Source organism: Lysinibacillus sp. FSL R5-0849 (assembly GCF_038595075.1).
In the GTDB taxonomy this organism is placed as follows: Bacteria; Bacillota; Bacilli; order Bacillales_A; family Planococcaceae; genus Lysinibacillus; species Lysinibacillus fusiformis.
Window position 1 is genome coordinate 4,509,262 of sequence record NZ_CP152004.1, and the last position, 15,914, is coordinate 4,525,175.

16 protein-coding genes and 1 other annotated feature are annotated in these 15,914 nt (G+C 39.2%); all 16 genes read right to left on the reverse strand.

Going from position 1 to position 15,914, the window contains the following annotated elements; all coding sequences use genetic code 11:
- Window positions 1–53: 53 nt before the first annotated feature.
- Window positions 54–524: a 30S ribosomal protein S7 gene (rpsG, locus tag MKY80_RS22455; protein ID WP_025116448.1), complete on the reverse strand. Its 471-nt coding sequence runs from the start codon at window positions 522–524 to the stop codon at window positions 54–56.
- A gap of 148 nt (window positions 525–672) precedes the next feature.
- Window positions 673–1,092 (reverse strand): 30S ribosomal protein S12, encoded by a 420-nt coding sequence (gene rpsL / locus MKY80_RS22460; RefSeq protein WP_008181595.1) that lies wholly within the window; start codon window positions 1,090–1,092, stop codon window positions 673–675.
- A gap of 98 nt (window positions 1,093–1,190) precedes the next feature.
- On the reverse strand, window positions 1,191–1,439 hold the full coding sequence (locus tag MKY80_RS22465) for a ribosomal L7Ae/L30e/S12e/Gadd45 family protein (protein WP_025116449.1): 249 nt from the start codon (window positions 1,437–1,439) through the stop codon (window positions 1,191–1,193).
- Window positions 1,440–1,577: 138 nt separating this feature from the next.
- On the reverse strand, window positions 1,578–5,261 hold the full coding sequence (gene rpoC, locus MKY80_RS22470; RefSeq protein ID WP_008181592.1) for a DNA-directed RNA polymerase subunit beta': 3,684 nt from the start codon (window positions 5,259–5,261) through the stop codon (window positions 1,578–1,580).
- Between the two features lie 202 nt (window positions 5,262–5,463).
- The gene (gene rpoB / locus MKY80_RS22475; RefSeq protein WP_008181590.1) at window positions 5,464–9,039 is read right to left on the reverse strand and encodes a DNA-directed RNA polymerase subunit beta; all 3,576 of its coding nucleotides are present in this window, start codon (window positions 9,037–9,039) and stop codon (window positions 5,464–5,466) included.
- Between the two features lie 242 nt (window positions 9,040–9,281).
- Entirely contained in the window at window positions 9,282–9,884 is a 603-nt protein-coding gene (locus MKY80_RS22480) for a methyltransferase (protein WP_025116452.1), read from the reverse strand.
- Window positions 9,885–9,960: 76 nt separating this feature from the next.
- A complete protein-coding gene (gene rplL / locus MKY80_RS22485; RefSeq protein ID WP_008181586.1) occupies window positions 9,961–10,320 on the reverse strand; it encodes a 50S ribosomal protein L7/L12 in 360 nt (119 codons plus the stop codon).
- A 73-nt stretch (window positions 10,321–10,393) separates the two neighbouring features.
- On the reverse strand, window positions 10,394–10,894 hold the full coding sequence (rplJ, locus tag MKY80_RS22490) for a 50S ribosomal protein L10 (protein ID WP_036121626.1): 501 nt from the start codon (window positions 10,892–10,894) through the stop codon (window positions 10,394–10,396).
- 32 nt (window positions 10,895–10,926) lie between these two features.
- Window positions 10,927–11,072 (reverse strand) — a sequence feature (ribosomal protein L10 leader region).
- Between the two features lie 56 nt (window positions 11,073–11,128).
- Entirely contained in the window at window positions 11,129–11,827 is a 699-nt protein-coding gene (rplA, locus tag MKY80_RS22495) for a 50S ribosomal protein L1 (protein WP_089986396.1), read from the reverse strand.
- Between the two features lie 116 nt (window positions 11,828–11,943).
- A complete protein-coding gene (gene rplK / locus MKY80_RS22500; protein ID WP_004233593.1) occupies window positions 11,944–12,369 on the reverse strand; it encodes a 50S ribosomal protein L11 in 426 nt (141 codons plus the stop codon).
- A 230-nt stretch (window positions 12,370–12,599) separates the two neighbouring features.
- Complete coding sequence (gene nusG, locus MKY80_RS22505; RefSeq protein WP_036121629.1) at window positions 12,600–13,133, reverse strand: transcription termination/antitermination protein NusG; 534 nt, start codon at window positions 13,131–13,133, stop codon at window positions 12,600–12,602.
- Between the two features lie 335 nt (window positions 13,134–13,468).
- The gene (gene secE / locus MKY80_RS22510) at window positions 13,469–13,654 is read right to left on the reverse strand and encodes a preprotein translocase subunit SecE (RefSeq protein WP_089986398.1); all 186 of its coding nucleotides are present in this window, start codon (window positions 13,652–13,654) and stop codon (window positions 13,469–13,471) included.
- A 47-nt stretch (window positions 13,655–13,701) separates the two neighbouring features.
- Window positions 13,702–13,848, reverse strand: coding sequence for a 50S ribosomal protein L33 (gene rpmG, locus MKY80_RS22515; protein ID WP_075807303.1), 147 nt, complete (start codon window positions 13,846–13,848; stop codon window positions 13,702–13,704).
- 76 nt (window positions 13,849–13,924) lie between these two features.
- Window positions 13,925–14,572 carry an RNA polymerase sporulation sigma factor SigH gene (gene sigH / locus MKY80_RS22520; protein ID WP_054610143.1) on the reverse strand — a complete coding sequence of 216 codons (648 nt, stop codon included), beginning with the start codon at window positions 14,570–14,572 and terminating at the stop codon, window positions 13,925–13,927.
- Between the two features lie 68 nt (window positions 14,573–14,640).
- Window positions 14,641–15,153, reverse strand: coding sequence for an NYN domain-containing protein (locus MKY80_RS22525; protein ID WP_008181857.1), 513 nt, complete (start codon window positions 15,151–15,153; stop codon window positions 14,641–14,643).
- Window positions 15,154–15,155: 2 nt separating this feature from the next.
- A complete protein-coding gene (gene rlmB / locus MKY80_RS22530; protein ID WP_008181856.1) occupies window positions 15,156–15,908 on the reverse strand; it encodes a 23S rRNA (guanosine(2251)-2'-O)-methyltransferase RlmB in 753 nt (250 codons plus the stop codon).
- Window positions 15,909–15,914 lie beyond the last annotated feature (6 nt).

The following is a 15,914-nucleotide window of genomic DNA, read 5'->3' on the forward strand; positions in this document are numbered from 1 at the left end:
AAAGACTGTATAAGAGACCTTGTGCTAACCAATCCGTTAACACATAGGTTATATTACCAGCGGTAGTGAGCGAATGCTTTGTTCGCTTCTGCCATTTTGTGCATATCTTCACGTTTCTTAACTGATGCACCAGTGTTGTTAGAAGCATCAAGAATTTCGTTAGCTAAACGCTCTTCCATAGTTTTTTCACCACGAAGACGAGCATAGTTAACTAGGTAACGAAGACCTAAAGTTGTACGACGTTCTGGACGAACTTCAACCGGTACTTGGTAGTTAGAACCACCAACACGGCGAGCGCGTACTTCAAGAACTGGCATTACGTTATTTAGAGCAGCTTCGAATACTTCAATTGGATTTTCACCAGAACGTTCTTTAACAATTTCGAACGCACCGTATAAAATCTTTTGAGAAGTACCTCTTTTACCATCAACCATCATTTTATTGATTAAACGAGTTACTAGTTTTGAACTATAAATTGGATCTGGTAACACGTCACGTTTGGAAACAGGACCTTTACGAGGCATGTGTTTTCCTCCTTTCGAATAAATATCGATTATTTTATAAGTTAGCCTTTTTATATTCGTCAATCAAATATCAAATCTGCTAGCAAGATTCGATATTTGTGACAATTAGTATAAGGCTCAGTTTTAAATAACGTTATTGAACGTTAAATTATTTTTTTTCTTTAGGGCGTTTTGTTCCGTATTTAGAACGTGATTGTAAACGACCGTTTACACCAGCTGTATCAAGAGCTCCACGTACGATATGGTAACGAACACCCGCTAAGTCTTTTACGCGTCCGCCACGGATAAGAACAACACTGTGCTCTTGTAAGTTGTGGCCTTCACCTGGGATATAAGCTGTAACCTCAATTTGGTTAGTTAAACGTACACGAGCGTATTTACGTAACGCTGAGTTTGGTTTACGAGGTGTCATTGTACCAACACGAGTACAAACACCACGTTTTTGAGGAGATTTAACATCAGTTAAAGATTTTTTAAATGAGTTATATCCTTTGTTTAACGCTGGTGATTTTGATTTCGTGCTTTTAGATTGACGAGGCTTACGTACTAATTGGTTAATTGTAGGCATCGATTTTTCCTCCCTTCATTTATTCCTTGTTAATACCACACATCCAGGTGGTTCATTTTTTGGGTAAAAACAAAGTCTTTGTGTTTAATACACAAAAACTACTCTCCAGTAATTGCAACTACCGCAGCTCCAACGTGGATTCCACAGGCCTTGCCCAGTTCCTTTTTGGACTCAACAAGAATAACTGGTATACCGATTTCTCTCGCGAAAGATATGGCCAAATCGGTTACCCAATTGTCTGCGTCAAGTGCCACAAGGAGTTCTTTCACTGAACCGGCTCGCATTGCTTTTACTGCTTGCTTTGTACCTATGATTGTTTGACTAGTCCTTACTTTATCATAAGACATTTTCATATCCTCCGAAGTATAGACAGTTAACTATCAACCTTCAATATATTATCATTACCATTTTATACTGTCAACTAATATCTTTAAAAAGTCCGAAGAGATGGCGTAATTCCATCTCTTCGGCACTATTTTTAATGTTTATTCAGCAGAAACGACTTCTGTGTCAAGCTCATCTTTTTCGATGCGGATTTGACGGTAACGTTGCATACCAGTACCTGCAGGAACAAGTTTACCGATAATTACGTTCTCTTTTAATCCAAGAAGCTCGTCACGTTTACCCTTAATTGCTGCATCTGTTAACACACGTGTTGTTTCTTGGAACGATGCTGCAGATAAGAATGATTCTGTTTCAAGAGAAGCTTTTGTAATACCTAGGATTACAGGACGACAAGTAGCTGGGTTTTTGCCATTCATAACAGCATCTGCGTTAGCCTCTGCAAATTGGTGGATATCTAGTAATGAACCTGGTAATAAATCTGTATCTCCAGCTTCAATTACACGTACTTTACGAAGCATTTGGCGAACCATTACTTCGATATGTTTATCTCCAATTTCTACCCCTTGCATACGGTATACTTTTTGAACTTCTTTTAATAAATATTCTTGAACAGTTGAAACGTCTTTGACTTTTAACAATTGTTTTGGATCGATAGAACCCTCTGTTAGAACCTGACCACGCTCTACATTATCACCTTCGATAACTTTTAGACGTGCATTATAAGGCGCTTGATACTTACGAGTTTCTACGTCACCTTGAACAGTGATTTCTTTTAAGCCCTCACGGATTTCTGTGATATCTGAAACAGTACCTGCGATCTCTGAAATAACAGATTGACCTTTTGGATTACGTGCTTCAAAGATCTCTTGGATACGTGGAAGACCTTGTGTAATATCGTCCCCGGCAACCCCACCTGTATGGAATGTACGCATTGTTAACTGTGTACCCGGTTCACCGATTGATTGAGCAGCAATAATACCAACTGCCTCTCCTACCTCAACCTTTTCACCTGTTGCTAAGTTCATGCCGTAACATTTTTTACATACGCCATGTTTTGTATTACATGTAAATGCTGAACGGATAGTCACTTCTTCAATACCAGCTTCGATAATTGCTCGAGCCACATCTTGATCGATTAAACCATCTTTGTTTAGAATCACTTCACCAGTTTCAGGGTGTAAGATTGTTTTCTTCGTATGACGACCAACAATACGCTCATCTAGAGCCTCGATTAGCTCTGTGCCTTCCATTAATGCACCAATTGTTAAACCACGGTCAGTACCACAGTCATCTTCGCGCACAATTACATCCTGTGCAACGTCAACAAGACGACGTGTTAAGTAACCTGAATCGGCAGTTTTTAGGGCTGTATCGGCAAGACCTTTACGAGCACCGTGAGTTGAGATGAAGTACTCTAATACTGTTAAACCTTCACGGAATGAAGATTTAATTGGTAGTTCGATGATACGACCAGCCGGGTTGGCCATCAGACCACGCATACCTGCTAACTGTGTAAAGTTAGATGCGTTACCACGGGCACCTGAGTCAGACATCATGAAGATTGGGTTTGTTTTCTCAAGAGACTTCATCAGTTTCGCTTGGATTTCATCTTTGGCAGCACTCCAGCTTGAGATAACACGGTCATAACGCTCATCCTCTGTGATGAAACCACGGCGGAATTGCGCTTGAACTTTATCTACTTTTTCTTGAGCTACTGCTAAAATTTCACCTTTGTCAGGTAATACGACGATATCAGATACACCTACAGTAATACCAGCACGTGTTGAATACTTGAATCCAAGGTTTTTCATGCGGTCAAGCATTTTAGATGTTTCAGTAATGTGGAAACGTTTAAATACTTCAGCAATGATATTTCCTAAGAACTTTTTACGGAATGGATTTACAACTGGTACAGATTCAAAATGCTTGCGCAATACAGCTGTACGTTGTGCGTCAATTTTCCCTTTTTCATCAAGGCTATTATAAGCACTATCTGATTCAAGCTCTTTTAGTGTGTCTTCGTCAATTGTTAATTTCGCAAAGTATTTTTCTGGTGTCACTTGCTCTAAGTTAAAATCAGTCGGCTCATTGATATAAGGGAATGATTCAGGCAAGATTTCGTTAAAGATTACTTTACCGACAGTCGTTAATAGGAACATATTATTTTGTTCCTCTGTGAATGTTGGGTTATTTAACGAACTAGCTTTAATAGCAATACGTGTATGCAAATGCACATGACCTGTATCATATGCGATTAAAACTTCGTTTGGACCGTAGAAAATAGTACCTTCTCCACGTGCATTTTCACGTTCAAGCGTTAAGTAGTAGTTTCCTAATACCATATCTTGCGAAGGTGTTACTACTGGTTTACCGTCTTTTGGATTCAGGATGTTTTGCGCAGCAAGCATTAGAAGACGAGCCTCAGCTTGAGCTTCAGCAGACAATGGTACGTGAACCGCCATTTGGTCACCATCGAAGTCAGCGTTATATGCTGTACATACTAATGGGTGAAGACGAATAGCACGACCTTCTACTAGTGTTGGTTCAAATGCTTGAATACCAAGACGGTGTAGCGTTGGTGCACGGTTAAGTAATACTGGATGCTCACGGATAACATCTTCTAATACATCCCAAACGTCGTTGTTCAAACGTTCGATTTTTCGCTTAGCAGATTTAATGTTATGAGCAAGACCACGTTCTACTAGTTCCTTCATAACGAACGGCTTGAATAATTCAATAGCCATTTCTTTAGGTAGACCACATTGGTACATTTTTAAGTTTGGACCTACTACGATAACGGAACGACCAGAATAGTCAACACGCTTACCAAGTAGATTTTGACGGAAACGACCTTGTTTACCTTTCAACATATGTGAAAGTGATTTTAGTGGACGGTTACCAGGACCTGTTACAGGACGTCCGCGACGACCATTATCAATTAACGCGTCAACAGCTTCTTGTAACATACGTTTTTCGTTTTGTACGATGATGCTTGGAGCACCTAAATCTAATAAACGTTTTAAACGGTTATTACGGTTGATAACACGACGGTATAAATCGTTTAAATCTGAAGTTGCAAAACGTCCACCATCTAATTGCACCATTGGACGAAGCTCAGGTGGAATTACAGGAAGTACATCTAAAATCATCCATTCAGGTGAGTTACCTGAGTTACGGAATGATTCAACAACCTCTAAACGTTTGATAGCACGAGTACGTCTTTGACCTTGTGCAGATTTTAACTCTTCTTTTAAAGAATGCGTCTCATCCTCTAGGTCAATTTTGCCTAATAATTTTTTAATTGCTTCTGCACCCATTGCAGCTTCGAATGTATTTCCGAATTTTTCGCGGTATGCACGGTACTCTTTTTCTGAAAGTAACTGTTTGCTTTCTAAATTCGTCGCACCAGCCTCAATCACAACGTATGAAGCAAAATAAATAACTTCTTCAAGTGCACGCGGTGACATATCTAAAATTAGACCCATACGGCTAGGAATACCTTTGAAGTACCAGATATGAGAAACTGGTGCAGCTAATTCGATATGACCCATACGTTCACGACGAACTTTAGCACGCGTTACTTCAACACCACAGCGGTCACAAACTACACCTTTATAGCGAACACGTTTATATTTACCACAATGACATTCCCAATCCTTAGTTGGCCCAAAAATACGCTCACAGAATAAACCATCTTTTTCTGGTTTTAACGTACGGTAGTTAATTGTTTCAGGTTTTTTAACCTCACCATATGACCAAGAGCGAATCTTGTCAGGGGATGCTAAACCAATTTTCATATATTCAAATTCATTAACGTCTATCAAGGAGCCTACCTCCCTCTAGTATAGGTCTTTATAAAGACTCTTTACGCAGCTCGATAATCGTTTGCAAAGAATTTCCTCTTTGACAAAGGATTAGAAATAGAATGATTTATTAAAAGAAAAAGCCAGGCAGGGCGTTAAATCCTGCCCGGCTAATTTGAAAAATAAGTTTGACCTTATTCACAATTGTGAATGTTGGTTTCCATTATTCAAAAGACTCTACTGGCTCTTCTTGAGTATCTGGCTGTGGTGCGATGTTAAGTGCATCAGCTGGTTGAAGATCTTCTTCTTCGTCTAAATCACGAAGCTCTACTTCTTCATCATTAACTGTTAGCATCTTAACGTCCATACCAAGAGATTGAAGTTCTTTAATCAATACTTTGAATGACTCAGGAACGCCTGGCTCTGGTACACTTTCACCCTTAACGATGGCTTCATATGTTTTTACACGACCAACAACGTCATCGGATTTAACAGTTAAGATTTCTTGAAGGGTATAAGCGGCACCGTATGCTTCAAGTGCCCATACTTCCATCTCACCAAAACGTTGTCCACCAAATTGCGCTTTACCACCAAGTGGTTGCTGCGTAACAAGTGAGTAAGGACCTGTTGAACGCGCGTGAAGTTTATCGTCAACCATGTGAGCAAGTTTGATCATATACATGATCCCAACAGATACACGGTTATCAAATGGTTCACCAGAACGGCCATCATACAGGATTGTTTTACCGTCACGGTTCATCCCTGCTTCTTCCATCGTTTCCCAAACGTCTTCTTCATTTGCACCATCAAATACTGGTGTTGCCATGTGGACGCCTAGATAGCGAGAAGCCATACCTAAGTGTAATTCTAAAACTTGTCCGATATTCATACGAGAAGGTACACCAAGTGGATTTAACATGATATCTACAGGCGTGCCATCTGGCATGAATGGCATATCTTCTTCTGGCAAGATACGAGAGATAACCCCTTTGTTACCGTGACGTCCGGCCATTTTGTCCCCAACGCGAATTTTACGTTTTTGAACAATATAAGCACGAACTAATTGGTTAACACCTGGTGGTAATTCATCGCCATCTTCGCGGTTAAATACTTTAACATCCAGAATGATACCGCCAGCACCGTGTGGTACACGTAATGATGTATCACGAACCTCACGAGCCTTTTCACCGAAAATAGCATGTAATAAACGCTCTTCAGCCGTTAATTCTGTAACTCCTTTAGGTGTTACTTTCCCTACAAGAATATCACCATCGCGTACTTCCGCACCGATACGGATAATACCACGTTCGTCTAGGTTACGAAGTGCATCTTCACCGACATTTGGAATATCACGAGTGATTTCTTCAGGTCCAAGCTTTGTATCACGAGACTCTGACTCATATTCTTCAATATGAACAGATGTATAAACATCATCTTTTACAAGGCGCTCACTCATAATAACAGCATCCTCATAGTTAAAGCCGTTCCAAGTCATGAATGCAACAAGTACGTTACGTCCAAGAGCTAATTCGCCTTTTTCCATTGATGGACCATCTGCTAAAATATCGCGAGGCTTCACGCGTTCGCCAACTTTTACAAGTGGACGTTGGTTATATGAAGTACCTTGGTTTGAACGAATGAATTTTTGTAATTTATATTTTGTTAAATCGCCTTTAACCTCTTTGCCATCTACAACTTCAATGCGGCGAACATGGATAGAGCGAGCCTCAACGTGCTCAACAATACCATCATACTTCGCTACTACAGCTGCACCAGAATCACGTGCATCCACATGTTCCATACCCGTACCAACGAATGGTGCTTCTGGGTTAAGAAGTGGAACTGCTTGACGTTGCATGTTTGCACCCATAAGTGCACGGTTAGAGTCATCGTTTTCTAAGAATGGGATACACGCAGTCGCTGCAGAAACTACTTGTTTAGGAGATACGTCCATGTAGTCCATTTGAGCTTTATTGAATACTGTGTTATCACCACGGAAACGACCTACTACTTCGTCCTTTGCAAAACTGCCATCTGGATTTAATAGTGAGTTTGCTTGTGCTACGTAGTAGTTATCTTCTTCATCAGCTGTTAGGTAATCAATTTGTTCCGTTACTTGACCTGTTTCGTGATCAATACGACGGTAAGGCGTTTCGATGAAACCAAATTTATTTACTTTAGCGAAAGAAGATAATGAGTTGATTAAACCAATGTTTGGACCCTCTGGTGTCTCGATTGGACACATACGACCATAGTGAGAGTAGTGAACGTCACGTACTTCGAAACCAGCACGCTCACGTGTTAAACCACCAGGCCCTAATGCAGATAATCGACGCTTATGCGTTAATTCTGCTAATGGGTTTGTTTGGTCCATGAATTGTGATAATTGAGAGCTTCCGAAGAACTCTTTAATTGACGCAATTACTGGACGGATATTAATTAATTGTTGTGGTACGATAGCCGCTGTGTCGTTAATAGACATACGCTCACGTACTACACGTTCCATACGAGACAAACCGATACGGAATTGGTTTTGCAGTAACTCACCTACAGAACGTAGACGACGGTTACCTAAATGGTCAATATCATCTGTTGCTCCTACTTGATAAAGCAGGTTGAAGAAATAGCTTACTGAAGACAGTACGTCAGCAGGTGTAATATTCTTCACTTCTTCATCGATATAGGCATTACTAATGATATTAATTTCTTTTTGTGCTTCATCTTTGGGTGCATAAATTTTAATAGATTGGATTGTTACATCATCCTCAAGTACTCCACCAACTTGTGATAAAGTACGGAAACCAATACCTTTCGAAGAATCTTCTAGGTAAGGTAGGATTTTATCTAAAGTACGGCGATCAAGCACTGTACCTTTCTCTACTAAAATTTCGCCTGTTTCTGGATCTACAAGCGTTTCAGCAATCGTTTGGTTGAATAAACGATTTTTAATATGAAGCTTTTTATTCATTTTGTAGCGTCCAACATTCGCTAAATCATAACGTTTTGCGTCGAAGAAACGAGAGTATAATAAACTTTTCGCACTTTCAACTGTTGGTGGCTCACCTGGACGTAAACGCTCGTAGATTTCTAAAAGTGCTTTTTCAGTACTTTCAGAGTTATCTTTTTCTAACGTATTACGTAAATACTCGTTATCACCGATAATATCGATAATTTCTTGGTCTGAGCCAAAACCTAATGCACGAAGTAATACGGTTACTGGTAACTTACGAGTACGATCGATACGTACATAAACTACATCTTTTGCATCCGTTTCATACTCTAACCATGCACCACGGTTTGGAATCACTGTAGCTCCAAAACCTTTTTTACCGTTCTTATCCGTTTTATCATGGAAATACACACTTGGTGAACGAACTAATTGTGAAACGATAACACGTTCAGCACCATTGATAATGAACGTACCTGTTTCAGTCATTAATGGGAAGTCACCCATAAAGACATCTTGTTCTTTCACTTCGTCTGTTTCTTTGTTGTAAAGACGTACTTTCACGCGTAATGGAGCTGCGTAAGTAACATCTCGCTCTTTACACTCATCAACATCATATTTAGGATCACCTAATGAATAATCGATGAATTCTAATGAAAGATTACCTGTAAAGTCCTCGATCGGCGAAATGTCACGGAACATTTCACGTAAACCTTCTTCAAGGAACCACTCGTAAGACGCCGTTTGAATCTCAATCAGATTTGGAAGCTCAAGCACCTCTTTAATACGCGCAAAGCTTCTACGCTGGCGGTGTTGTCCGTACTGAACTAGTTGACCTGTCAACTCATTCACCCCTCAATAAAGCGATATTAGGTCTTTGCAAAATCATACAAATAGTGTATGATTTCGAAAGACAAAAAGAAAACGAGTCTTCAAAAAGATCTCATTTTCGGTTAACTAAACTTATCTTGGCAAGTATACCCATATTAAAACAATTCTATACAAAAAGGGCATACGACCTCAAAATAATATTTTTGCATTTTATCATATTATCATAGCCGATTTGTCAAGTCAATAAATTATACATATTTCATTTATTTTTTTGCACGTACTATCCAGTATCCTTTTTTCTTCTCTACAACATCGACTTCGGAAAATTTACCTTCTAGGTAACTTACTGTCGATGGCGCTCCTTGTTTCTTCTGAATCACTACCCAAAGCTCTCCAGATGACACTAGTCTATCATAAGCTCCATCGTAAAAGCGGAAAATCGTTTCCTTCCCTGCACGAATTGGTGGATTCGTTAAGATAGCTGCTGCTTCTATATCTTTATCAACCATCGATAGGCCGTCACTCACAAATATTCGCACATTTTGAACACCGTTCACTTGCGCATTTTTTTGCGAAAGCGCAACTGCACGTTCATTTATATCCATCATACAGACGGTACGGTCTGGATTTGCTTTGGCTATGGATAATCCTATCGGCCCATAACCACAACCTATATCAAAAATCGCACCATCAATATTAGGCATTTGAAAAGCGTCTATTAAAACACGGGATCCAAAATCTACTTCGCTTTTACTAAATACACCTGCATCCGTTTCAAATGAAAACGTATGCCCTAGTAATTTGAATGTCCAGTGACGAGGTTTACTCTCAGTTTGAGGATTACTTGTATAATAGTGATCTGACATTTTCACGCCTCCTCAGAATGAAGAAAAAAGCTCGCCAATATGACGAGCTTTCCTTTTGTTTAAAAGTAACGCGAGATTACTTAACTTCTACAGATGCGCCAACTTCTTCAAGTTTAGTTTTGATTTGTTCAGCTTCATCTTTAGAAACGCCTTCTTTAAGAGCTTTAGGAGCGTTATCTACTACTTCTTTAGCTTCTTTAAGACCTAAACCAGTGATTTCGCGAACCACTTTGATTACTTTAATTTTTTCTGCACCAGCAGATGCTAATACTACGTCGAATTCTGTTTTCTCTTCAGCTGCAGCAGCACCGCCAGCAACTACTGCTACAGGAGCAGCAGCTGTTACACCGAATTCTTCTTCGATAGCTTTTACTAAATCGTTTAATTCAAGAACTGTCATAGCTTTGATAGCTTCTAAGATTTGCTCTTTGTTCATTATAATTTCCTCCTAATTGGATAATGTTTTATTTTTTTGCGGTCAGGCCGCGGAAGTTTTTGGACGTATTAAATTACGCGCCTTGTTCTTCTTTTTGTTCTGCAACAGCTTTTGTTGCAAGTGCGAAGTTACGCACTGGAGCTTGAAGTACAGATAAAAGCATAGAAAGTAGACCTTCGCGTGATGGAAGTTCTGCAAGTGCTTTAACATCTTCAACAGAAGAGATTGTACCTTCGATAATACCAGCTTTAATTTCTAAAGCTTCGTTTTTCTTAGCGAACTCGTTGATGATTTTAGCAGGCGCTACAACATCTTCATTTGAGAACGCAATTGCGTTAGGACCAACTAATACGTCGTTGATTCCCGCAAGACCAGCAGCTTCAGCAGCACGACGAGTTAAAGTGTTTTTGTATACTTTGAACTCAACGCCAGCTTCACGAAGTTGTTTACGAAGCTCTGTTACTTGTGCAACATTAAGACCACGGTAATCCACTACTACTACAGAAGAAGCGCTTTGGAATTTCTCAGTAATCTCTTGAACTTGTACTTGTTTGTTTTCGATTGCTTTGCTCATGATGACACCTCCTATTAGAATGGGTCATTTATACCGACAAAAGAAAAGCCTCTACGTCAAATAGACACAGAGGCTGAAAGTCATCATCTTTAAATAAGAATCTGAATTCCGATGTCCTCGGTAGGAACATTAAGTGACAAGTCACTCCTACTGTCTACGGTACAAATGGATAATTCACAACAGCAATGATTATATCATGTAACCATTGCCATTGTCAATATATATATATTTAAATTATTTCACTACTACGTTAGCAGCGTCAATTTTAACAGCTGGGCCCATTGTAGTTGTAATATTTACAGATTTCATGTAAGTACCTTTAGCTGCAGCAGGTTTTGCTTTTTGAACTACATCAAATACAGCTAAGAAGTTTTCTACTAATTTTTCTGCAGAGAAAGAAACTTTACCGATAGGAGCGTGGATGATACCAGCTTTATCAGCACGGTATTCTACTTTACCAGCTTTGATTTCTTCGATAGCTTTTGTTACATCGAAAGTAACTGTACCAGTTTTAGGGTTTGGCATTAAGCCTTTAGGTCCTAATACACGACCAAGTTTACCAACTTCACCCATCATGTCAGGAGTTGCTACGATTACATCGAAATCAAACCAACCTTGTTGGATTTTTTGGATGTACTCTGCATCACCTACATAGTCAGCACCAGCAGCTTCTGCTTCTTTAAGTTTTTCACCTTTTGCGAATACTAATACGCGTTGAGTTTTACCAGTACCGTTTGGTAGCACTACTGCACCACGGATTTGTTGGTCGTTTTTACGAGTATCAATACCTAAGCGAAAAGCAACTTCTACAGTAGCGTCGAAGTTTACTGTGCTAGTTTTTTGAGCAAGTTCGATTGCTTCTTGTGCATTGTATAGTGAGTTACGATCAATTAATTTAGCTGCATCTTGCAGTTTTTTACCTTTTTTAGCCATTATATATTTCCTCCTTGATTGTGGTTATAGCGGATTTTACCTCCCACGAATAAAGGTTGCGTGTTCACAAAGAAACTTCGCAACCTTCCAAAAAACAAAACATCAAGTAACTGGGATTAGTCTTCGATAACAATACCCATGCTTCGTGCAGTACCTTCTACCATTAACATAGCAGCTTCTACTGAAGCAGCGTTAAGGTCTGGCATTTTAGTTTCAGCGATTTCGCGAACTTTATCACGTTTAACCGTTGCCACTTTTTTACGATTTGGTTCACCAGATCCAGATTGGATACCAGCTGCTACTTTAAGTAGAACCGCTGCAGGTGGAGTTTTTGTAATGAAAGTGAAAGAACGGTCCTCGAATACTGAAATTTCAACTGGAATAATAAGACCAGCTTGATCAGCAGTACGCGCGTTGAATTCTTTACAGAATCCCATGATGTTCACACCCGCTTGACCTAATGCAGGACCAACCGGTGGAGCTGGGTTAGCTTTACCAGCAGGGATTTGAAGTTTTACAACTTTAATAACTTTTTTAGCCACGAGACACACCTCCTTAAGTCCGTGATGTGGTAATTGGGTTGCCCCTCCCACTCAATATCTGTCTGTCAGCTAAGTGCCGATAACATTAAAATTATCATTACAGACGTCAAACAAAAGTATGACAGTCTGACCTATGAAATGATACCACTTTTAATTTTTTTAAGCAAGTGGTAATTAACAAAATCTGCGAAACATCTACCAATTGGCATGTCACAGTTCTAGTAATTGTACTATAATTTTTGAATTTGTTCGAAGTCTAGCTCCATAATTGTTTCGCGACCAAACATATCAACAGACACTTTCACTTTTCCTTTTTCTGTGTCAATTTCTTCAACACGTCCTTGGAAATGAGCGAATGGCCCTTCTAATACTTCAACCGCTTCACCAATAGAGATATCTACTTCGACAACTTTATCAGTCATGCCCATTTGCTGTAGTAGACGATCCGCCTCTTCTGGTAGTAAAGGTGTTGGTTTTGCTCCTCCACCAGATGACCCGATAAATCCTGTTACACCCGGCGTATTACGCACTACATACCAAGAATCATCTGTCATAATAAGCTCTACTAATACATAACCTGGGAAAACTTTACGCATCATTGTACGCTTTTTCCCATCCTTCATTTCTGTTTCCTCGTGTTCAGGAACAATCACTCGGAAGATTTTATCTTGCATTCCCATTGTTTCTACACGTTTCTCTAGGTTTGCTTTTACTCGGTTCTCATACCCTGAATACGTATGAACAACATACCAATTTTTCTCCATAACTACTAGGACTCCTCGTCCGTCCCTCCCTTACAAATAAAAGTGAAAATGAATCGCGATATGCTAGATGCATTTCTTACTCTTTTCACAAACATCTCATGTAGACATAGCCCTTCCCTATTAAGAAAGCCTGATGATATGTATCGAAACTAGCATAGTCATCTATTGCTACTATCATACTTATCATAATGAGATTATCTTACTGCCATTCACTTCACCCATATCACTCGCCCATAAAGATGGAATTGTCTGCTGAATGAAGGTAAAACAAACGAAAAAACCCGTTATTGCATTGGACGGGCTATTTCATAAGTATTAACATGCTATTTACTAAATTATAAATCTAAGTACCAGCGGAATAATGATGAAATACCTAAGTCAACTAACACAAAAAATAAAGCCATAACGACAACAGTTGAAATAACAACGACTGTATATTTAGTCAACTCTTTACCTTTTGGCCAGCTTGTTTTGCGCATTTCTGACATTACATCACTGAAAAAGCCTTTGATCTTGCCCATTCTAGCTTAACCTCCGAATCAATCAATCTGTCTATTTACATATCATTTTATAGCGTTTGTTTATGCACTGTATGTTCATTGCAATGCGAGCAAAATTTTTTTAATTCGAGGCGTACAGTGGAGCCTTCTTTAGCCGGGAACGTGTAATTTCTCGATCCACATTTCTCGCAATTTAGCACGACTTTTTTTGCCATATACTCACCTTTTTCGGCACTTTGTCTTTTTAAGACTAACACCTATATTTGTCAATGTCAATAATGCCTCTGCCCTCTAAGACATTTCCTCAAGGACTAAATGTCGCTCTAATTTACGCTTCACTCGCTGCAAAGCATTATCAATCGATTTCACATGACGATTTAATTTTGCAGAAATTTCATGATACGATTGGCCATCTAGATATAGGGCTAAAACCTGTAACTCTAGTTCACTTAAAATCTCACTCATTTTCTCTTCTAAATAACCAAACTCTTCTCTATGAATTATTAATTCTTCTGGATCATCCATGATAGCGCCTGTTAAAACATCCATGAGCGTTCGGTCTGATTCTTCATCAAAAATGGGCTTGTCCAAAGAAATATAAGAGTTAAGAGGTATATGCTTTTGCCTAGTAGCCGTTTTAATAGCAGTAATAATTTGCCTTGTAATACATAACTCAGCAAAAGCTCGGAAAGAAGCAAGCTTATCCCCTTTAAAATCACGAATCGCTTTATACAAACCGATCATGCCCTCTTGCACGATATCTTCCTTATCAGCACCAATTAAGAAATAGGATCTTGCCTTCGCTCTAACTAACAAACGGTATTTCGTAATTAAATAATCCAACGCATCTGTATTACCTTGATGCACCATTTCAATAAGTTCTTCATCATTGAATCGTTCAAAATCTTGTGTCACTTGTACAATGCTATTTTTAAACATGGTATCACCTCAGCCACAACAGATAATTAGGAACAGTATAACGGAATTGGAAAATATGCGTCAATCAATCATTTCAATCCACGTCTCCATTTTTCGAATGCTATCGCCACATCTGGCTTTAATTCTATACGTGAAGGTGGTCTACTTTCTTGTTTCCTTTTCACATCGTGCGATATTTTATGCTGGATAATGCTTGTATCTATTTCTAGTTCTCTAGCTGATTTTCTCAAGGCTCCATTACCAAAAATAACACTTTGCTCTGCCATATCGGAAGTTGCTACGTGTATTTGTACATTTCTAGCCTTAAGTTCATGCGTCATTTTTTCAATACGTTCATCTGCCGTTTCATTTTTCCGAGTATAAATGACTTCAACATCACTTTCTAAATAAGATTGCTCTACGCCTGGAACTAGATGTGCGTCAAAAACAATAATTACGCGCCAACCCATAGCTGCTTTATATTCAGCCATAAGTTCTATCAACCTTTTGCGAGCATCCTCAAAATTTGTATCCCGCAATGGTCGAAGCTCTTTCCAGGACCCAATCATATTATAGCCATCTACTAGCAAAATGTTTTTCATTGTTACTCAATCGCTTCTTGACGTTTACGATACACTTCGTACATTAATAGCGCTGCAGCTACTGAGGCGTTCAATGATGTCACATGTCCCACCATCGGTAAATGATACAAGAAGTCACATTTCTCTTTTAATAAACGCCCCATTCCCTTACCTTCACTACCGATAATGATAGCCAATGGTAATGTTGCATCCATTTTTCGATAGTCTACAGAGCCCTTTGCATCTGTACCAGCAATCCATACACCTCGTTCTTTTAGTTCATCTACTGTTTGAGCTAAATTGTTTACACGGACTACAGGAACGTGTTCAATAGCGCCTGTTGATGCTTTCGCCACGACAGCTGTTAAACTCACTGAACGGCGCTTAGGAATAATAATACCGTGTGCTCCTATTGCATCAGCTGTTCTCATAATAGAACCTAGATTATGTGGATCTTCAAGCTCATCTAAGATTAAGAAAAAAGGATCCTCTTGTTTTTTTGCGGCTGCAGCAAATAAATCCTCTAGTTCAGCATACTGATAAGCTGCAACAGAAGCAACAATCCCTTGATGATTTGCACTTGATAATTGATCGACTTTCTTTTTCGGAACAAACTGAACGATCACTCCGCGTTCTCTAGCTAAATCTAGCAGTTCGTTGACACCCGATTTTTTTACACCCTCTGCAATCCATACTTTATTCATATCGCGTCCTGAACGAAGTGCTTCTAACACTGGGTTTTTACCTGCAATAATTTCTCCATTTTGTTCTGTCATTATAAT